The 18,099-nt window shown below is 69.2% G+C and carries 18 protein-coding genes and 2 tRNA genes; 9 read left to right on the top strand and 11 right to left on the bottom strand.

What is annotated here, in order from left to right; translation table 11 throughout:
- The first annotated feature begins 29 nt into the window (after positions 1-29).
- Genes MTAB308_RS04595 through MTAB308_RS04585 form a run of 3 tightly spaced genes read left to right on the top strand, consistent with a single transcriptional unit; the run spans position 30 to position 3,262 of the window.
- Positions 30-1,178 carry a sulfotransferase family protein gene (locus MTAB308_RS04595; RefSeq protein WP_077098905.1) on the top strand — a complete coding sequence of 383 codons (1,149 nt, stop codon included), beginning with the start codon at positions 30-32 and terminating at the stop codon, positions 1,176-1,178.
- 10 nt (positions 1,179-1,188) lie between these two features.
- Entirely contained in the window at positions 1,189-2,433 is a 1,245-nt protein-coding gene (locus MTAB308_RS04590) for a hypothetical protein (protein ID WP_077098237.1), read from the top strand.
- Between the two features lies 1 nt (position 2,434).
- Complete coding sequence (locus tag MTAB308_RS04585) at positions 2,435-3,262, top strand: oxidoreductase (protein ID WP_077098239.1); 828 nt, start codon at positions 2,435-2,437, stop codon at positions 3,260-3,262.
- On the opposite strand, the gene MTAB308_RS04580 is transcribed toward MTAB308_RS04585, so the two are convergent.
- The 4 genes from MTAB308_RS04580 to MTAB308_RS04565 are packed head-to-tail and all read right to left on the bottom strand — an operon-like array spanning position 3,259 to position 6,148.
- Positions 3,259-4,191 carry an NADP-dependent oxidoreductase gene (locus tag MTAB308_RS04580; protein WP_077098907.1) on the bottom strand — a complete coding sequence of 311 codons (933 nt, stop codon included), beginning with the start codon at positions 4,189-4,191 and terminating at the stop codon, positions 3,259-3,261. The two genes, MTAB308_RS04585 and MTAB308_RS04580, sit on opposite strands and share 4 nt — an antisense overlap.
- A 5-nt stretch (positions 4,192-4,196) precedes the next feature.
- Positions 4,197-4,880: a uracil-DNA glycosylase gene (locus MTAB308_RS04575; RefSeq protein ID WP_077098241.1), complete on the bottom strand. Its 684-nt coding sequence runs from the start codon at positions 4,878-4,880 to the stop codon at positions 4,197-4,199.
- Complete coding sequence (locus MTAB308_RS04570) at positions 4,877-5,167, bottom strand: DUF1330 domain-containing protein (RefSeq protein WP_077098243.1); 291 nt, start codon at positions 5,165-5,167, stop codon at positions 4,877-4,879. The genes MTAB308_RS04575 and MTAB308_RS04570 overlap by 4 nt, the downstream gene beginning before the upstream one ends.
- Positions 5,168-5,176: 9 nt before the next feature.
- The gene (locus MTAB308_RS04565) at positions 5,177-6,148 is read right to left on the bottom strand and encodes a thiamine-phosphate kinase (RefSeq protein WP_077098245.1); all 972 of its coding nucleotides are present in this window, start codon (positions 6,146-6,148) and stop codon (positions 5,177-5,179) included.
- Between the two features lie 110 nt (positions 6,149-6,258).
- Here MTAB308_RS04565 and MTAB308_RS04560 point away from each other — a divergent pair, with 110 nt between their 5' ends.
- Positions 6,259-6,819, top strand: coding sequence for a DUF3515 domain-containing protein (locus tag MTAB308_RS04560; RefSeq protein WP_077098247.1), 561 nt, complete (start codon positions 6,259-6,261; stop codon positions 6,817-6,819).
- Positions 6,820-7,058: 239 nt separating this feature from the next.
- Here the strand turns inward: MTAB308_RS04560 and MTAB308_RS04550 are convergent, their stop codons facing one another.
- Both MTAB308_RS04550 and MTAB308_RS04545 read right to left on the bottom strand, forming a co-directional pair.
- Positions 7,059-8,168, bottom strand: coding sequence for a D-alanine--D-alanine ligase family protein (locus MTAB308_RS04550; protein WP_077098248.1), 1,110 nt, complete (start codon positions 8,166-8,168; stop codon positions 7,059-7,061).
- Between the two features lie 79 nt (positions 8,169-8,247).
- Positions 8,248-9,258 (bottom strand): NAD(P)H-dependent glycerol-3-phosphate dehydrogenase, encoded by a 1,011-nt coding sequence (locus MTAB308_RS04545; protein ID WP_077098251.1) that lies wholly within the window; start codon positions 9,256-9,258, stop codon positions 8,248-8,250.
- Between the two features lie 101 nt (positions 9,259-9,359).
- Here MTAB308_RS04545 and cofC point away from each other — a divergent pair, with 101 nt between their 5' ends.
- The 3 genes from cofC (at position 9,360) to mutT1 (ending at position 13,321) form a co-directional block, all read left to right on the top strand.
- Positions 9,360-10,022: a 2-phospho-L-lactate guanylyltransferase gene (gene cofC / locus MTAB308_RS04540; protein ID WP_077098253.1), complete on the top strand. Its 663-nt coding sequence runs from the start codon at positions 9,360-9,362 to the stop codon at positions 10,020-10,022.
- Positions 10,023-10,075: 53 nt separating this feature from the next.
- On the top strand, positions 10,076-12,307 hold the full coding sequence (locus MTAB308_RS04535) for an RNA degradosome polyphosphate kinase (protein ID WP_077098255.1): 2,232 nt from the start codon (positions 10,076-10,078) through the stop codon (positions 12,305-12,307).
- A gap of 72 nt (positions 12,308-12,379) precedes the next feature.
- Positions 12,380-13,321, top strand: a complete 942-nt coding sequence (gene mutT1 / locus MTAB308_RS04530; protein WP_077098257.1) for an 8-oxo-(d)GTP phosphatase MutT1 — start codon at positions 12,380-12,382, stop codon at positions 13,319-13,321.
- A gap of 63 nt (positions 13,322-13,384) precedes the next feature.
- On the opposite strand, the gene MTAB308_RS04525 is transcribed toward mutT1, so the two are convergent.
- The 3 genes from MTAB308_RS04525 to leuC all read right to left on the bottom strand — a co-directional run bounded on the left by MTAB308_RS04525 (position 13,385) and on the right by leuC (position 16,293).
- Positions 13,385-14,029, bottom strand: a complete 645-nt coding sequence (locus MTAB308_RS04525) for an HU family DNA-binding protein (protein ID WP_077098260.1) — start codon at positions 14,027-14,029, stop codon at positions 13,385-13,387.
- 214 nt (positions 14,030-14,243) lie between these two features.
- A complete protein-coding gene (gene leuD / locus MTAB308_RS04520; RefSeq protein WP_077098262.1) occupies positions 14,244-14,840 on the bottom strand; it encodes a 3-isopropylmalate dehydratase small subunit in 597 nt (198 codons plus the stop codon).
- Positions 14,841-14,859: 19 nt separating this feature from the next.
- On the bottom strand, positions 14,860-16,293 hold the full coding sequence (leuC, locus tag MTAB308_RS04515; RefSeq protein ID WP_077098264.1) for a 3-isopropylmalate dehydratase large subunit: 1,434 nt from the start codon (positions 16,291-16,293) through the stop codon (positions 14,860-14,862).
- A gap of 63 nt (positions 16,294-16,356) precedes the next feature.
- On the opposite strand from leuC, the gene MTAB308_RS04510 reads away from it, so the two are divergent.
- Positions 16,357-17,058 (top strand): IclR family transcriptional regulator, encoded by a 702-nt coding sequence (locus MTAB308_RS04510; protein WP_077098266.1) that lies wholly within the window; start codon positions 16,357-16,359, stop codon positions 17,056-17,058.
- Positions 17,059-17,260: 202 nt separating this feature from the next.
- Positions 17,261-17,773 carry a pyridoxamine 5'-phosphate oxidase family protein gene (locus MTAB308_RS04505; RefSeq protein ID WP_077098268.1) on the top strand — a complete coding sequence of 171 codons (513 nt, stop codon included), beginning with the start codon at positions 17,261-17,263 and terminating at the stop codon, positions 17,771-17,773.
- A gap of 7 nt (positions 17,774-17,780) precedes the next feature.
- On the opposite strand, the gene MTAB308_RS04500 is transcribed toward MTAB308_RS04505, so the two are convergent.
- Both MTAB308_RS04500 and MTAB308_RS04495 read right to left on the bottom strand, forming a co-directional pair.
- Positions 17,781-17,853, bottom strand: a tRNA-Glu gene (locus MTAB308_RS04500).
- 84 nt (positions 17,854-17,937) lie between these two features.
- Positions 17,938-18,009 (bottom strand) — tRNA-Gln (locus MTAB308_RS04495).
- Between the last annotated feature and the right edge of the window lie 90 nt (positions 18,010-18,099).

Here is an 18,099-nt window from a genome sequence, read left to right as displayed (position 1 = left end):
CGGTGGGCCACTTCGACGTCGCCGCCGTCATGGCCGACGCGCAACGCAAGGAGTCGCTGGACGACTGGGGTCCCGGCGAATTCGAACGTCCGCTGCGGGTGTTGCTGGCCGACTACGCGCGTGCCGAGCTCAACGCGATCGGAATCCACATCCTGCGGTCGGGGATCGTGCACAGCCTGCGGATGCGGCTGCGGGCACAGGAGTGGATCCGCCGTCACCCGGAGATCCTCGAGGAGCGACTCGCCCCGCCGATCGTCGTCGTCGGGATGATGCGCAGCGGCACCACGCTGCTGCAGCGACTGCTGGCCGCCGACCCGCGCTTCGTTTGCGCCTACGGCTGGGAGGTGGTCGAGGTCGCACCCCGGCTGGACCACCAATTCACCGATGTCGACCCGCGCATCGCCATCAGCGAAGCGCGGGAAGTCAAATCGCGCGAACTCGCACCGGAACTGTTCGCCATCCACCCCATGTACGCGCGCGAGGCCGAGGAGGAGATCGTCTTTTTGGCCGACGCATTCTTGTCGCACGTGCCCGAATCCGGGGCTCACCTTCCGCATTACCGCGCCTGGCTCGACGAGCAGGACTTCTCCCCGGCCTACGACCACCTGCACCGCATGCTGCAATTCCTGCAGTGGCAGAAGCGGCAGAGATCTTCTGGCGAAGGCCCTCAGCGCTGGGTGCTCAAGTCACCGGCGCACCTGGGTTACCTGGAATTGCTGCGGGCGCGGTTCCCCGGCCTGCACATCGTGCACATGCACCGCGACCCCCGCGCCACGATCGCATCGGGAGCCAGCCTGAATGCCACCCTGCATGCGATGCACGCCGACGCCGTCGACCTGCCGCGGGTCAGCGCGCAGTGGCTGGAGCGGATGGGCTGGACCAATGACCGGGCGATGGCGGTTCGGGACGGCTGGACCGACCAGGCGTGCCTGGTCACCGACATCGGGTTCGACGACGCGGTGGCCGATCCGATCGGGCAGGTGGCCCGCGTCTACGACGCTGTCGGCCTGCCGCTCACCGCGCAGGCCGAAGACGCGATGCGGCGCTGGCTGGACGTGCGTCCCCGCGAGCTGCCGCGCCCGCCGTACGGCCTGCAAGACTTCGGCCTGCACAACGAGCAGGTCGACGAGCGATTCACGTTGTACAACAAGCGTTTTCGAGAGCACATCGGACACTGAGGAGCATTAGATGGTTGAAGACCCCGTCTCGACCGCGTCGCAACGCGAACAGGAACTGGCCGCCCTCGACCTGATCGAGCACCCCACCGTCAAGGCCGCCTACGCGACCGTGGCCAACACGTGGCTGGGCCGGGCGAAGGCCTCCGACGCGATGCGCGAGCGGTTCGACGACGCGTTCGCCGAGGTGATGTTCTCCGCGGCGGTGTGGTCGTCCAACCAGGACAAGCTGCGGCCCAAAGTCAGCTGCATCACCCGGCTGGCGCACCCGGTGGACGGCCGTCGCATCCCCGGATCACGATGGGGCATCGACAATCCCGACAGCGTGTACCGGGTGATCCCGATCTCCGGCGACGAGCGCTACGAGATCCACGGCCGGGTCGGCGAGCACCGCATGACCGAGAACTACTTCACGCTGTGGGACGCGCACATGGGCACCGTCGACGTGCTCAACGGACGCACCATGCAGGTCGACGCGGACGGCAGCTTCACCATCACCGTCGACTCCGAGCCCGCCAACGGGCGGCCCAACCACGTGCGGACCACCCCCGAGGCCCACGAGTTCTACATTCGCGACGTGCTGCTGGATTGGGCCCGCGACGACCCCAATTATCTTGAGGTGCAACGACTCGGCGGTGCACCGGTCACGCCGGCGCGCACGCTCGACGAGCAGGCCGAGGCGACCGCGGCGATGATGGCGTATTTCGCCGACTTCACCGGAAAGCTCAGCCATGGCGTGTACAAGATGCCGGCCAACCATTTCAACCTGGCGTGGTCGGCTGACAAGGCCGGCGCGATGCGCAACCAGGTCTACGTCATGGGCCGCTTCGATCTCGCCCCGGACGAGGCGTTCGTGGTCGACCTCAACGACGGTGGTGCCGAATACTTCACGGTGCCGCTGAGCAACATCTGGGGCACCACGCTGGACATCGTCGACCGCACCGGAAGCCTCAACAAGGCGCAGTCGGTCGCCAACGACGACGGCACCTACACCTACGTGATCGCGCCGGCCGACCCCGGCGTGGCGAACTGGATCGACTCAGACGGGCTCGCCGAGGGCATCCTGACCTTGCGCATGGCGGAGTTCGGCGGCACCGGTCCGCGCGAAGACCTCGGCGCGCGCGGGCGCGTGGTCAAGCTGGACCGGCTCGACACCGAGGTGCCCCACCTGCCGCGGGTGAGCCCGTCGCAGCGGGCGGCCGAACTCGCCGACCGCCGCGCGGCGTACCTGCGGCGCCTGCCGGAAGGAACGGTCTGAGATGACACGCTGGCTGGTCACCGGATGTTCCACCGGCTTCGGCCGCGAAATCGCCCGCGCCGCACTGGAAGCCGGCCACAGCGTGGTGGTGACCGCGCGGCGGGCGGAAGCGGTGCGGGATTTGGCCGACGAGTTCGGGGATCGCGCCGCGGCCGTCGCCCTGGACGTGACGGACGCCGGTCAGATCGCGACCGCGGTGTCGGCGGCCGACGACGCATTCGGCGGGATCGACGTCCTGGTCAACAACGCCGGCCACGGCTACCTGTCGGCGGTGGAAGAGGGCGAGGACGCCGAGGTTCGAAAGCTGTTCGATGTCAACTACTTCGGTGCGGTCGACATGATCAAGGCCGTGCTGCCGGCGATGCGTGCCCGCGGATCCGGGCACATCATCAACATGTCGTCGATGACGGGCCTGGTGGCCAACCCGCCCAACGCGTACTACTCGTCAACGAAGTTCGCACTGGAGGCGATCACCGAGGCCCTGGCCACCGAGGTGCGGCCACTGGGCATCAAGGTGACCGCCATCGAGCCGGGCGCCTTCCGCACCGACTGGGCGACGCGGTCGATGAAGGAGTCGGCCACCCCGATAGCCGACTACTCCGACGTCGCCGCGCGCAAAGACCTGATCAAGCAGTTCGCCGATCACCTGCCGGGCGACCCGCGCAAGGTCGCCGAGGCCGTGCTCATGGTCACCGAGCTCGACGACCCACCGCTGCGGCTGCTGCTGGGGCGCGACGTGCTCAAGGCGATGCGCGACAAGATCGCCGCGACGTCGGCGTCGATCGAAGAATGGAAATCCGTCACCAAGGACGTCAACTTCCCCGGTTAGTCGCGCACGACGATGACGGTCTTGCCCGGCCGCCGGCCGGGCTCACGACCGCTTTCGAACGCCTCCCGTCCCCGGTCGAGCGGAAACGTCCGCGCGATTTCCACCCGCAATCGACCCTGATCGACGCGCGCCGCGAGCTCGGCGAGCTGCTCGGTATTGGGCCTGACGATAAAGAAGGTGGCCGTCACGCCGTGTTCGTCGGCCCTGCCCGGCGGCGGCGGAGCCGACAGCGTGATCAGCCGTCCCCCCGGGCGCAGCACACCGAACGAGCGGTCCAACGTCTCACCGCCGACGGTGTCGACGACGACGTCGTATGCGGGGCCGCCCGCGTCGAACGCCTCGGCGCGCACGTCGATCACCCGCTGCGCGCCGAAGCCGCCGACCAGCTCGCGCGCGTCGCTGCGCACGGTGGCGGTGACCCGCGCGCCGAGCGCCGCGGCCAGCTGCACCGTCAGGGCGCCGACCCCGCCCGCTCCGCCGAGAACCAGCACCGACTCACCGGGCTGGACCGCGGCGTGCTCGACCAGCGCCTGCCACGCGGTGAGCCCGGCCAGCGGGAGCGCGGCGGCGACAACGTGGGAGGCGGTCGACGGCTTGGCGGCCAGGTCGCTCGCCGGGACCGTGACGAATTCGGCCGCCCCGCCGTCCCGGTCGAAATCGATCAACCCGTAGACCTCGGCGCCGGGCGCCAAACCCGTTACCCCCGGCCCGATTTCGGAGATCACGCCCGACACCTCGTGCGACGGGATCACCGGCGTACGGCTGGCGCCGTCGCGCGTCCAGGTCTCCTCCCACCTCAGCTCGTCGAACGTGATGGCCGCGGCGTGCACCTCGATCAAGACCTCGCCGGCCGCGGGGACCGGGACCGGCGCGCGTTCAACGACCACCACCTCGGGGCCACCCCGGCGGTGCGCGCGCAGGGCCGTCATCTCGGTCACGGCAGCTTCCAATCGATCGGATCGGCACCGAGCCCGGCGAGCAGCTCATTCGCGCGGCTGAACGGCCGCGAACCGAAGAACCCTCGCGACGCCGACAGCGGCGACGGGTGCGGGGACTCGATGGCGACGCAATTACCTTCGGCCAGAACGGGTTTGAGCGTCGAGGCGTCGCGGCCCCACAGGATGGCCACCAGGGGCCGCGACCGTGTTACCAGCGCGCGAATCGCGCACTCCGTCACCGCTTCCCAGCCCTTGCCCCGGTGCGACGCCGGATTGTTCGGGCGCACCGTGAGCACCCTGTTGAGCAACAGCACGCCGCGCTCGGCCCACGGCGTCAGGTCGCCGCACGCGGGCGGGGGATGACCGAGGTCGGCGCGATACTCGTCGAAGATGTTGGCCAGGCTGCGCGGCAGCGGACGCACCTCGGGGGCCACCGAGAAGCTCAGGCCGACGGCGTGCCCGGGAGTCGGGTACGGGTCTTGCCCGACGATCAGCACCCTGACGTTTTCGAAGGGGTAGGTGAAGGCGCGCAACACGTTTGGTCCCGCCGGTAGGTACCCGCGACCGGCGGCGATCTCGGCCCGCAGGAACTGGCCCAGCTGGGCGACCTGCTCGGTGACCGGCTCGAGTGCCGTCGCCCAGCCCGGCTCGACGAGCTCGCCCAGCGGGCGCGCGGTCACACCAACCCCCGCGCGAGCAGGACCACCGTATCGGCTCCCGCCCGCCGGTCTTCGGAGATCTCCTGATATTCCGGCGATTGCGCCCAGCGGCGAAACGCGGCCTCGTCGGGAAACGACATCAGCACCAGCTTCTCGCGGTCCCACTGCCCCTCGACGACCTCGGGCGATTCGTCGGCGGCCAGCAACGTTCCCGGATGGCGACGGAAAACCTCCATGAATCTCGCCTGGTAGCGGTCGTAGGCTGCCCGGTCGGTGAATCTCAGCTGGGCGATCGCGTAGACGGTCACGGCGTCACACTAATACGACTGCCACCCGGCGTAGCCGCTCCACTCCGCGCCGTCGACGAGCACGCGGGCCGGCCCGTCGAGCACCGTGCCGACGACGCGCCACCCGGCCGGTGCGGGGCCGGCGAAACAGGCGGCCAGGGCGTGGTCCTCGCCGCCCCCCAGCACCCACGCCAGCGGGTCGGCGCCCACGGCGTTCGCGGCCGCCGTCACCGCCTCGCGGTCCGCGGCCAGCGCCGCGGTGGACACATCGATGCTCACCCCCGACGCCTCGGCGACGTGCCGCAGGTCGGCGACCAGGCCGTCGGAGACGTCGATCATCGCCTGCGCCCCCGCCGCCGCGGCCGCCGCCCCCTGCCCGTAGGGAGGCTGCGGCACCAGGTGACGGCGCCGCAGTTCCGCAAAACCACCAATGCCCTTGTCCCACAACGCGTATCCCGCAGCTGAGCGGCCCAGTTCACCGGTGACGGCGAGCACCGAGCCCGCCTGCGCCCCCGATCGCAACACCGGCGTTCGCCCGTCGAGGTCACCCAGCACCGTCACCGACAACACCCATAGGGGGCCGCTGACCAAGTCGCCGCCGACGATGCCGGCGCCGATCCGCGCCGCCTCGTCCCACATCCCGTCCACCAGCGCGTCCACCCGGGCGGCCGGGGTGTCACCGGGCGCCGCGAAACCGGCCACGAAGGCCGTCGGCCGCCCGCCCATCGCCTCGATGTCGGCGGCGTTCTGGGCGATGGCCTTGCGGCCGACATCGTGGGGTGTCGACCAGTCCAGCCGAAAGTGCCGGTCCTGCACCAGCACATCGGTCGAGATCAGGGTGCGGCCGTCGGCCGCGGACACCAGCGCGGCGTCATCGCCGGGTCCCAGCAGCACCGCACCGGGTTGGCGGCGGCCCCGCACCAACCGATCGATGATGGCGAATTCGCCGATCCGTTGCAGCGTGGGGGACTCGTCCTGGGCCCCGGGATTGTCGTCGCGCACGCCACCTCCTGAGGCGCGGGCCTGGTGACGGCCAGTGTGCGGCCGGTAAGTTAGGTTCCTGCCCGCGCGAGCGGACCGCGCCAGTGTAGAAGATCGGAGGTGCGCGGGCGGTGACGACCGAGCCCGATGCCGACCCGGGGCCGCCGCGCGCCGTCCTGATCGCCGCGGTCGCGCTGGCCGTCGTGGCGATCGGCGTGATCCTGGCGGTCGCGGCGACCCGCCAGGCGCCGCCGCCACCGGTTGCCGTCCCCGCCGCCCCGGCGCCGCACGCGTCCGACGGCGCGTGCCGGTCACTGGCCGGCGCGCTACCGCAGCGGCTCGGGGACTATCAGCGCGCCGCGCTGGCGCAGCCGGCCCCCGAGGGCGCGGCGGCCTGGCGGGCCGGGTCCGGCGGCGAGCCGGTGGTGTTGCGCTGCGGGCTGGACCGCCCGAGCGAGTTCGTGGTCGGGTCTCCGATCCAGATCGTCGATCGGGTGCAGTGGTTCCAGGTTTCGGCCGACCAGCAATCCGCCGGCGACGCGGGCAGGTCCACCTGGTACGCGGTCGACCGTCCCGTGTATGTGGCCCTCACGCTGCCCTCGGGATCGGGGCCGACACCCATCCAGCAGCTCTCCGACGTGATCGACCACACCATGGCGGCCGTGCCCATCGACCCGGGCCCCCCGCGCTAGGCCGGCCCGCTCCCCCGCGCTAGGTCGATGGCGGCGACCCGCCACGCCCGGCAACGCCGCCCTCGCGATCACCGCTAGCGCGATGGCGGCGACCCGCCACGCCCGGCAACGCCGCGCTCGCGATCGCCGCTAGCCCGATGGCGGCGACCCGCCACGCCCGGCAACGCCGCGCTCGCGATCGCCGCTAGCCCGATGGCGGCGACCCGCCACGCCCGGCAACGCCGCGCTCGCGATCGCCGCTAGCGCAGGCCCACGCCGCGAGCCAACGCCGTCTGCACCATGGTCGCCAGCAGGGTGGGATAGTCGACGCCGCTGGCCGCCCACATCCTCGGGTACATCGAGATGGTGGTGAACCCCGGCATCGTGTTGATCTCGTTGATGATGGGGCCGTCCTCGGTCAAAAAGAAATCGACCCGGGCCAGCCCCTGGCAATCGATGGCCTTGAACGCCCGAATCGCCAACTGGCGCACCGCATCAGCGACATCGTCGTCGACCTTCGCGGGCACGTCCAGTTCGGCCGCGTCGTCGAGGTATTTCGTCGCGAAGTCGTAGAAGGAGTCCTCGCGGCCCCGCACCCCGACCACCCGGATCTCGCCCAACGTGCTGGCTTCGACTGTGCCGTCCGGCATTTCGAGGACGCCACACTCCAGCTCGCGACCGCTGATCGCGGCCTCGACGATCACCTTCGGATCGTGCCGTCGCGCGTTGGCCACCGCCGCGGGCAGCTCGTCCCAGCTCGCGACCCGGCTGACCCCGATCGAGGAACCGCCCCGCGCGGGTTTGACGAACACCGGCAAACCGAGCCGCTCGCGCTCCTCGAGATCCAGGGCCGACCGCGGGGCCCGCAGCACCGCGTGCGCGCCGACCGGAAGTCCTTCGGCGACAAGGAGCTTCTTGGTGAATTCCTTGTCCATGCCCGCGGCGCTGGCCAGCACGCCGGCGCCGACGTACGGCACGCCGGCGAGTTCGAGCAGCCCCTGAATGGTGCCGTCCTCGCCGTAGGCGCCGTGCAGCACGGGAAACACCACGTCGACCGACGCCAGGACGTCACTCGCGCCGGGCTGAAGCGACACCAGTTGACCGCTGCGCCGCGGGTCGGCCGTCAGGGCCAGCTCGGTGCCCGATTCGGCGGTCACCTCGGGCAGCCGCCGGTCGCTGATCGCCAACGCGTCCGGGTCCCCGTCGGTGAGCACCCACGAGCCCTCCGGGGTGATGCCGACCGCGACCACCTCGAAACGCTGCGGGTCGAGATTGCGCAGGATGCTGCCCGCCGACACGCAGGAGATGGCGTGCTCGTTGCTGCGCCCGCCGAAGACGACGGCGACGCGCACGCGCTCGCTGGGGCTCACAACCTTCAGAGGCTACCGGGTGCGGGGCTCCCGGGTCGGATCCCGAGCCGCTAGCTGCGGTTTTGCCGGCTCGTGCGCCTCATTCGGGCTTGGTGCTGCGACCGAGCAGCAGCGCCATCGCCTCGTCCACCGACAACCCCTTGTGGCACACCCGGTGCACCGCGTCGGTGAGCGGCATTTCGACGTCGTAACTGGAGGCCAGCGCGAGCACCGCCTCGCAGGACGTCACCCCCTCGACGACGTGCCCGTGTCCCGCCTCCGTGGCCGACTCCATGGTCCCGCCGCGGCCCAGGCGTTCGCCGAAGGACCGGTTGCGCGAATGCGGCGAGGTGCACGTGGCGACCAGGTCACCCACGCCCGCCAGTCCGGCCAGCGTGGCGCCCTTGGCGCCGAGGGCGATCCCCAGCCGCATGATCTCCGCCAATCCCCGGGTGATGATCGCCGCCGCGGTGTTCTCGCCGAGCCCGACGCCGGCGGCCATCCCGCACGCGAGCGCGATGACGTTCTTGCACGCCCCGCCGATCTCGGTGCCCACCACATCGCTGTTGGTATAAGGACGGAAGTACCCACTGTTGAGCATCCGCTGCACCGCGACCGCCCGGCCGGAGTCGCTGCACGCGATGACCGTCGCGGTCGGCTGGCATTCGGCGATCTCGCTGGCCAAGTTCGGCCCCGAGATGACCGCGACCTGCGCCGGGTCCACGCCGGTCACCGAAATGATCACCTGGCTCATGCGCATGAGCGTGCCCAGCTCGATGCCCTTGGCGAGGCTGACCAGGGTCGCGCCGTCGGCCACCAGCGGCGCCCACCGCTCGAGGTTGCCACGCATCGTCTGCGCCGGAACCCCGAGCAGCACCGTCGTCACACCGGCCAGCGCATCACCGGCGTCGACGGTGGCACGGATGCCCGGCGGCAACGGGGTGCCGGGCAAATAGTCGGGGTTGTACCGGGTGGCGTTGATCTCGTCGGCGACCTCGGATCGCCGGGCCCACAGCACCACCTCCTGCCCGGCATCGGCCAGCACCTTGGCCAGCGCCGTGCCCCAGGCACCGGCGCCCATCACCGCAATGGCGCCCTCTGAACCGGCCATCTGCCATCCCCGTCTGTCGGTGTCGTCCCGTCGGTGTCGTCGCTGTGCCGTCACGCTACCGTGGCGCCCGGCCGCCGCGGTCGCGCTGGCAGGATGGCCCCATGAGCGGCACACGGCCCGACGGTGCGGGCGACGGCGCCGGCGACGTGGCGTTGATCATCGCCGTCAAGCGGTTGGCCGCCGCCAAGACCCGGCTGGCGCCGGTGTTCTCGGCGCGGACCCGCGAGCGGGTGGTGCTGGCCATGCTGATCGACACGCTGACCGCCGCGTCCGGCGTTGCCGCGCTGGGCTCGATCACCGTCATCACGCCCGACGACGCCGCGGCGGCCGCCGCCGCCGGGCTGGGCGCCGGCGTGCTCGCCGATCCGACGCCCGACGGCAATAGCGATCCGCTCAACAACGCGATCGCCACCGCGGAACGCGCCGTGTCCGGATCCTTCGCCAATATCGTTGTCCTGCAAGGTGATTTGCCGGCGCTGCAGACCCAGGAGCTGGCCGAGGCGATCGCCGCCGCGCGCCACCACCGGCGCAGTTTCGTCGCCGACCGGTTGGCGACGGGAACCGCCGCGCTGTGCGCGTTCGGGGCCCCGCTGGATCCGCAGTTCGGGCCGGATTCGTGCGCGCGGCACCGTCGTTCGGGCGCGATCGAGCTGACGGGCGCGTGGCCCGGCCTGCGCTGCGACGTCGACACGCCCGCCGACCTGACGGCCGCCCGCCGCCTGGGGGTCGGGTCCGCGACGGCCCGGGCCGTCACGCAGCACTGATCCGGGCGCGACGGCGAAAACTGTACGCACGGTGAACTGCGCGCCAACGGGCGATGGATGTCCGTCGGGCGCTAGCAGCACCAGCGGGAATGAGCAATGATCGCAGGGTGACCGAAATCGAAGCCGAGGCGCGCCTCGAAGAATCCGCGTGGCAAACCAACGACTCGGCCGTGGGCGCGCCGCCTGCCGCAACCCCGGCCGCGATCGATGACGTGCTGCCGGAGGACCGCTACCTCAATCGCGAGCTGAGCTGGCTGGATTTCAACGCGCGCGTGCTCGCCTTGGCGGACGACAACTCTCTGCCGTTGCTGGAGCGCGCGAAGTTCTTGGCGATCTTCGCCTCCAATCTCGACGAGTTCTACATGGTTCGGGTGGCCGGCCTCAAGCGCCGCGACGAGATGGGGCTGTCCGTGCGCTCGGCCGACGGCCTGACGCCGCGCGAGCAACTGGCCCTCATCGGCGAGCACACGCAGCGGATCGCGACCCGGCACGCGCGCGTGTTCCTCGATTCGGTGGAGCCGGCGCTGGCCGCCGAAGGCATCCACATCGTCACGTGGGCCGATCTGGATCAGGATGAGCGCGACGAACTGTCGACGTACTTCCACGAGCAGGTCTTCCCGGTGCTGACGCCGTTGGCCGTCGACCCCGCCCACCCCTTCCCCTTCGTCAGCGGGTTGAGTTTGAACCTGGCGGTCATGGTGCGCCAGCCCGAGGACGGCGGCCAGCACTTCGCCCGCGTCAAGGTGCCCAACAACGTCGATCGCTTCGTCGAACTCCAGAACCACCGCGACGCGGAGGGCGGCGCCGAAGGGCCCACCATAATCCGCTACCTGCCAATGGAAGAACTGATCGCGGCCTTTCTGCCGGTGCTCTTCCCCGGCATGGAGATCGTGCAGCATCACGCGTTCCGCATCACCCGCAACGCCGACTACGAGGTCGAAGAGGACCGCGACGAAGACCTGCTGCAGGCGCTGGAGCGAGAGCTGGCGCGCCGCCGGTTCGGTTCGCCGGTCCGACTCGAGATCGCCGATGACATGACAGAGAGCATGCTGGAGTTGCTCCTTCGCGAACTCGACGTGAACCCCGGTGACGTCATCGAGGTGCCCGGGCTGCTCGATCTGTCGTCGTTGTGGCAGATATACGGACTGGACCGCCCGGCGCTCAAAGACCCGGCCTTCGTTCCGGCCACCAGCCCCGCCTTCGTCGACCGCGAAACACCGAGGAGCATCTTCGCGACGCTGCGCGAAGGCGATGTGCTGCTTCATCATCCGTACGAGTCGTTCTCCACCAGCGTGCAGCGATTCATCGAGCAGGCCGCCGCCGATCCCAACGTGCTGGCGATCAAGCAGACGTTGTACCGCACCTCCGGTGACTCGCCGATCGTTCGCGCACTCATCAACGCCGCCGAGGCCGGAAAGCAAGTGGTGGCAATGGTGGAGATCAAGGCGCGCTTCGACGAGCAGGCCAACATCCGCTGGGCGCGCGAGCTGGAGCAGGCGGGCGTGCATGTGGTTTACGGGTATGTGGGGCTCAAGACGCACTGCAAGACCTGCCTGGTGGTGCGCCGCGAGGGCCCAACGATCCGGCGGTACTGCCACATCGGGACCGGCAACTACAACGGCAAGACGGCGCGGCTGTACGAGGACGTCGGACTGCTCACCGCCTCTCCCGAAATCGGGGCCGACCTGACCGACCTGTTCAATTCGCTCACCGGATACTCGCGGAAGGTGTCCTACCGCAACCTGTTGGTGGCCCCGCACAGCATCCGCACCGGCATCATCGAACGCGTCGAGCGCGAGATCGCCGCCCACCGCGACGGCGGTGGGGGACGCATCAGGATGAAGATGAATGCCCTGGTCGACGAGCAGGTCATCGACGCGCTCTACCGCGCGTCCCGCGCCGGCGTGCGCGTGGAGATCGTGGTGCGCGGCATCTGCGCGCTGCGCCCGGGCGCGGAAGGGTTTTCGGAGAACATCTCGGTCCGTTCGATCCTCGGCCGATTCCTGGAGCACTCGCGGATCATGCATTTCGGCCGCATCAACGAGTTCTGGATCGGCAGTGCCGACATGATGCACCGCAACCTCGACCGACGCGTCGAAGCGCTGGTTCAGGTCAAGGACCCCAGGCTCACGGCGTACCTGGACGACTTGTTCGAGTCCGCGCTGAACCCGTCCACCCGGTGCTGGGAGCTCGGCGCCGACGGGCAGTGGATCGCGGCGCCGCGGGAGGGCCACACGGTGCGCGACCATCAGGAATCGCTGATGGAGCTGCACCGGAGCGCCTGAGGATATGTGGTAGCTTTCCTGGTCGCGCCCACGGCCGTGCGTACCTCGCCGAATTGACCTGCAGGAGTTGAGTTGCCAACCCAGAACTCGTCCGCCAATCGGCGCTCGGGGAGTCGGGTCGTGTACGCGGCGGGCGCCGTGCTGTGGCGGCCCGGGGAATCCGGCAACCCCGGCCTCGAGGTCGCCGTCATCCATCGCCCCCGATACGACGACTGGTCACTGCCCAAGGGCAAGGTGGACCCCGGCGAGACGGCGCCGGTCGCGGCGGTGCGAGAGGTGTTAGAGGAGACCGGTCATGGCGCCGTCCTCGGCCGGCGGCTGGACGTGGTGAGCTACCCGATCGAGCAGGGCGTCAAGAAGGTGCACTACTGGTCGGCGCGCAGCACGGGCGGCGAATTCACACCGGGCAGCGAGGTCGACGAACTCCTCTGGTTGCCGCTCGCCGAAGCCAAGGACAGACTCACCTACCCACACGACCGAAAGATGCTGCGCCACTTCGCAAAACAGCCCGCCGACACGCAAACGGTGCTGGTGGTCCGGCACGGCACCGCCGGCAGAAAGTCACGCTTCAAAGGCGACGACACCCAACGACCGCTGGATAAGCGGGGACGCGCGCAGGCGGAAGCCCTGGTGCCACAACTGCTCGCCTTCGGCGCCTCCGACGTGTACGCCGCCGACCGGCTCCGCTGTCACCAGACGGTCGAACCGCTCGCCGCAGAGCTCGGTGTGAGCGTGCACAACGAACCCGCCCTCACCGAGGAGTCCTACGCCAAGAACCCCAAGCGCGCCCGCCACCGGATGCTCGGCATCGCCCAGGAGGCCCGCACCCCGGTGATTTGCACGCAGGGCAAGGTGATTCCGGACCTGATCGCCTGGTGGTGCGAACGCGACGGAGTGCGCGCCGATAAATCCCGCAACCACAAGGGCAGTACGTGGGTGCTGTCCCTATCCGGCGGCCGGCTGGTGTCCGCCGACCACATCGGCGGCGCACTGGCCGCCAACGTGCGGGCCTGACACGCGAATACCCCCCGGGTGGCGTTGCTGCCACCCCGAAGGGTATCCGCGTATCGGAACCTGTTACCGGCGGCCGCGCCGCGCGGTGGCCTTCTTGGCCGGAGCCTTCCGAGCCGGAGCCTTGCTCGCGGCCTTCTTGGCCGGCGCCCTCTTCACCGCGGCCTTCTTGGCGGGAGCCTTCTTCACCGCGGCCTTCTTGGCGGGAGCCTTCTTCACCGCGGCCTTCTTGGCGGGAGCCTTCTTCACCGCGGCCTTCTTGGCCGGAGCCTTCTTCACCGCGGCCTTCTTGGCCGGAGCCTTCTTAGCGGCGGCCTTCTTGGCCGGAGCCTTGCTCGCGGCCTTCTTGGCCGGAGCCTTCTTCGCGGCCTTCTTGGCCGCACCGCCTGCCACAACACCACGCTTCACTGCTGGTCCTTCCGACGGGAGGCGCTGCGCGCCAGACACAACCGCTTTAAATTGGGCACCGGGCCGGAACGCGGGAACCGATGTCGGCTTTACCTTTACCGTCTCGCCGGTACGCGGATTGCGGGCCACGCGCGCCGCGCGCCGCCGCTGTTCGAACACACCGAACCCGGTAATGGTGACGCTGTCGCCCTTGTGCACCGCGCGCACAATGGTGTCGACGACATTCTCGACGGCAGCGGTCGCCTGTCGACGGTCCGAGCCCAATTTCTGTGTGAGCACATCTATGAGCTCTGCTTTGTTCATCCAAACCCTCCGAAGCTAGTGGTCCTCGTTTTGGGAACCGACTAGTGGACACGGTAAACCCTCACCCAGCAAATTTCCAAGAGCCACGCGCAATTTCGCCGACCGAACGGCGAAACTTTTCGCAATCCGGTTGCCGCCCTTGACCGGTGGCGGGACCGGGAAATCGGCCGGGTTAGTTAGCCGACCGAGAAGAAAATCGGCACCGATCGACCGTTCAGGAGGCGGCCGTAGTGCGCGGTTTCCACTCCGGGCGCGCCGCCTCGAAGCTCTCAATGTTGTCAAGTTTCCGCAGCGTAAGGGCTATATCGTCGAGACCCTCCAGTAGCCGGTAGGCCGTATGGTCGTCAATCTTGAACGGCAGCACCGTCGTTCCGGCGGTGATATTTCGATCTTGAAGATTGGCAGTGATTTCCAAGCCCGGGCTGCCCTCGATGAGCTTCCAAAGGAGTTCGACGCCGTCCTGAGAAACTTCGGCGGCCAGCAGGCCCGCCTTGCCGGCGTTGCCCCGAAAAATGTCACCGAATCGAGACGAGATGACCACCCGGAACCCGTAGTCCATCAGCGCCCACACCGCGTGCTCGCGCGACGACCCCGTGCCGAAATCGGGCCCGGCGACCAGAACCGAGCCGCGGTCAAAGGGGCTGAGGTTGAGCACGAATGAGGGATCGGAACGCCACGTGGCGAACAAGCCGTCCTCGAAACCGGTTCGGGTAACGCGTTTCAAAAATACGGCGGGAATGATCTGATCGGTGTCGACATTGGACCGTCGCAGCGGCACGCCGATACCCGTGTGGGTGCGAAAGGCTTCCATTTTCGTCCTCGATTCGAAGTCAGTTGGAGTGCAAGTCAGCCGGCGCGGACAGCCTGCCCCGGACCGCCGTTGCGGCGGCGACGGCCGGCGACACCAGGTGCGTGCGGCCCCCTTTGCCCTGCCGCCCTTCAAAGTTGCGGTTGGACGTCGCGGCGCACCGCTCGCCCGGCGAAAGCTGATCGGGGTTCATGCCCAGGCACATCGAGCATCCGGCCTGACGCCACTCCGCGCCGGCGGCCGTGAAGATCTCACCCAGCCCTTCGGCCTCCGCCTGTGCGCGCACCCGCATGGAACCCGGCACCACCAGCATTCGCACCCCCTGGGCGACCTTGCGTCCGCGCAACACGTCGGCCACCACGCGCAGGTCTTCGATACGACCGTTGGTACAAGAACCGACGAACACGGCGTCGACGCCGATATCGCGCATCGGCGTGCCGGGTCGAAGGTCCATGTACGCCAAGGCTTTCTCGGCGGCCTGTCGCTCGCCGTCATCCCCGATCAGTTCGGGATCGGGCACGGCCGCGTCCAGCGGCACCCCCTGGCCGGGGTTGGTCCCCCACGTGACGAACGGACTCAGCGAGGCCGCGTCGAGATGGACCTCGGTGTCGAAGGCGGCGCCGGGGTCGGTGCGCAGCCGCTGCCAGTACTCGACGGCGGCATCCCATTGCGCGCCGGTGGGCGCGTGCGGGCGCCCACGCAGGAATTCGTAAGTGGTGTCGTCGGGCGCCACCATGCCCGCCCGGGCGCCGGCCTCGATGCTCATGTTGCAGACCGTCATCCGGCCTTCCATGGACAGCGATTCGATGGCACTGCCCCGGTATTCGATGACGTGACCCTGCCCGCCACCGGTGCCGATCTTCGCGATCAGCGCGAGGATGATGTCCTTGGCGGTCACGCCTGGGGGCAACGTGCCGTCGACATTGACCGCCATCGTCTTGAAGGGCCGCAACGGCAGGGTCTGGGTGGCCAGCACGTGTTCGACCTCCGAGGTGCCAATCCCCATGGCCAGCGCGCCAAATGCGCCGTGCGTGGACGTGTGACTGTCGCCACAGACGATCGTCATGCCCGGCTGGGTGAGGCCCAGTTGCGGACCGACGACATGCACGATGCCCTGATCGATGTCGCCCATCGGGTAGAGCCGGACGCCGAATTCCGCGCAGTTGCGCCGCAAGGTCTCGACCTGGGTGCGCGAGATCGGGTCGGCGATCGGCTTGTCGATGCCGACGGTGGGCACGTTGTGGTCCTCGGTGGCCAGCGTCAGGTCGGGTCGTCGCACCGGGCGGCCGGCCAGGCGCAGCCCGTCGAAAGCCTGCGGGCTGGTGACCTCGTGCACCAAATGCAGATCGATGTAGATCAGGTCGGGGGCGCCTGCCTGTTCGGATTCGCCCCCTCGCACCACAACGTGGTCCTCCCAGACCTTTTCGGCCAGGGTGCGCGGTTTGTCGGATCCCATCTTGAATTCGCCTCTGTTCGGTCTTTCGCTGTATCTCAGAATATGAGACACTAGTATCTCCTTATGAGACAGCATAGCGGCATCGGCGTCCTGGACAAAGCGGTGGTTGTGCTGCACACGATCGCGGAATCCCCCTGCGGTTTGGCCGAACTGTGCGAGCGGACCGGGCTGCCCCGGGCGACCGCCTACCGGCTGGCCGCCGCCCTGGAGGTCCATCGGCTGCTCGCGCGCGACGACGCGGGGCGCTGGGGCTTGGGCCCGGCGGTCACCGAACTGGCGGCCCGGGTCAACGACCCGCTGCTGGCCGCGAGCGCGTCGGTGCTGCCCGCGTTGCGTGAGACCACCGGCGAGAGCATTCAGCTCTATCGACGCGAGGGCACCTCGCGGGTCTGCGTGGCCGCCCTGGAACCGGCTGCGGGTCTTCGCGATACGGTTCCGGTCGGCGCGCGGCTACCGATGACGGCGGGTTCCGGGGCCAAGGTGCTGCTCGCCTATGCCGACACCGCCACCCAGAAGGCCGTACTGCCGGCGGCGAAATTCACCGACCGGACGCTGGCCGACGTGCGCCGGCGCGGCTGGGCGCAAAGCGTCGCCGAGCGCGAGCCCGGTGTGGCCAGCGTGTCGGCGCCGGTGCGCGACAACCGCGGCGTCGTCGTCGCCGCAATCTCGGTGTCGGGCCCCGTCGACCGGATCGGCCGGCGCCCGGGGGCCCGCTGGGCCGCCGATCTGCTGTCCGCCGCCGAAGCGCTCACCCGCCGGATGTAGGCACTGTGTCGCCCGCGGCGGCGGCTTTGGTGTGCGCCCACGGCTCTGCGCGTGCCCGCACGGCGCCCACACCGCACGATCTCCACCCTGCGTTCACACCGAAGGCCCGCAGTGCACACTCGACGCCGTCGCCCCCTGAGCGCACACCCCGAAACGCCACCACCGCACACCCAACCGCGCACCGCCTGACACACTGACCGCCATGGGAACCAATCAGCGCGCGAGCATCGTCATGTCCGAAGACGAGATCGCCGACTTCGTCGTGAAGAGCCGCACCGGCACGCTGGCCACCGTCGGCCCCGACGGCCAGCCGCACTTGACCGCGATGTGGTACGCCGTCGTCGACGGCGAGATCTGGCTCGAGACCAAGGCCAAGTCGCAGAAGGCGGTCAACCTCACGCGGGATCCTCGGGTGAGCTTTTTGATCGAGGACGGCGACACCTACGACACGCTGCGCGGGGTGTCGTTCGAGGGCGTCGCCGAGATCGTCGACGACCCGGAGGTCTCGCACCGTGTCGGCGTCAGCGTGTTCGAGCGCTACACCGGTCCCTACAGCGACGAGATGAAGCCGTTCGTCGAGCAGATGATGAACAAGCGGGTCTGCGTGCGCATCGTCGCCCGCCGCGCGCGCTCGTGGGATCACCGCAAGCTCGGGTTGCCGCAGATGCCGGTGGGCGGATCGACCGCGCCGGCCGCGCTGCGGACCGGCCAATAGACATTTGTAGCCCCGATGGGATTCGAACCCACGCTACCGCCGTGAGAGGGCGGCGTCCTAGGCCGCTAGACGACGGGGCCAGAACCGATCCGAGCAGCCAGCATAGCTCACCTCAGAAAGGCGACCTAATCGCTGAGCATGCTGCATCCAAAACCTCTCTAGTGCTGGGGTACCAGGACTCGAACCTAGAATGGCTGAACCAGAATCAGCTGTGTTGCCAATTACACCATACCCCATCGGCGACCTAAAACCGCTGGTCACAACGGTTTTGCGGGGCGTCCCGCAACCGCTGCGGCCAACCGTTGCCGGCCTTTGTAAACCGCAGT

Source organism: Mycobacterium terramassiliense (assembly GCF_900157385.1).
Taxonomy (GTDB): Bacteria; Actinomycetota; Actinomycetes; order Mycobacteriales; family Mycobacteriaceae; genus Mycobacterium; species Mycobacterium terramassiliense.
This window is presented reverse-complemented; position numbering and strand designations above follow the sequence as displayed.

What these genes read in the sequence shown, in the direction of transcription:
- MTAB308_RS04595 (WP_077098905.1), top strand. Translation starts at nt 30, where the DNA reads ATGGCCGACGCGCAACGCAAGGAGTCGCTGGACGACTGGGGTCCCGGC.
- MTAB308_RS04590 (WP_077098237.1), top strand. Translation starts at nt 1,189, where the DNA reads ATGGTTGAAGACCCCGTCTCGACCGCGTCGCAACGCGAACAGGAACTG.
- MTAB308_RS04585 (WP_077098239.1), top strand. Translation starts at nt 2,435, where the DNA reads ATGACACGCTGGCTGGTCACCGGATGTTCCACCGGCTTCGGCCGCGAA.
- MTAB308_RS04580 (WP_077098907.1), bottom strand. Translation starts at nt 4,191, where the DNA reads ATGACGGCCCTGCGCGCGCACCGCCGGGGTGGCCCCGAGGTGGTGGTC.
- MTAB308_RS04545 (WP_077098251.1), bottom strand. Translation starts at nt 9,258, where the DNA reads ATGGCCGGTTCAGAGGGCGCCATTGCGGTGATGGGCGCCGGTGCCTGG.
- cofC (WP_077098253.1), top strand. Translation starts at nt 9,360, where the DNA reads ATGAGCGGCACACGGCCCGACGGTGCGGGCGACGGCGCCGGCGACGTG.
- MTAB308_RS04535 (WP_077098255.1), top strand. Translation starts at nt 10,076, where the DNA reads ATGGATGTCCGTCGGGCGCTAGCAGCACCAGCGGGAATGAGCAATGAT.
- MTAB308_RS04525 (WP_077098260.1), bottom strand. Translation starts at nt 14,029, where the DNA reads ATGAACAAAGCAGAGCTCATAGATGTGCTCACACAGAAATTGGGCTCG.
- leuD (WP_077098262.1), bottom strand. Translation starts at nt 14,840, where the DNA reads ATGGAAGCCTTTCGCACCCACACGGGTATCGGCGTGCCGCTGCGACGG.
- leuC (WP_077098264.1), bottom strand. Translation starts at nt 16,293, where the DNA reads ATGGGATCCGACAAACCGCGCACCCTGGCCGAAAAGGTCTGGGAGGAC.
- MTAB308_RS04510 (WP_077098266.1), top strand. Translation starts at nt 16,357, where the DNA reads ATGAGACAGCATAGCGGCATCGGCGTCCTGGACAAAGCGGTGGTTGTG.
- MTAB308_RS04505 (WP_077098268.1), top strand. Translation starts at nt 17,261, where the DNA reads ATGGGAACCAATCAGCGCGCGAGCATCGTCATGTCCGAAGACGAGATC.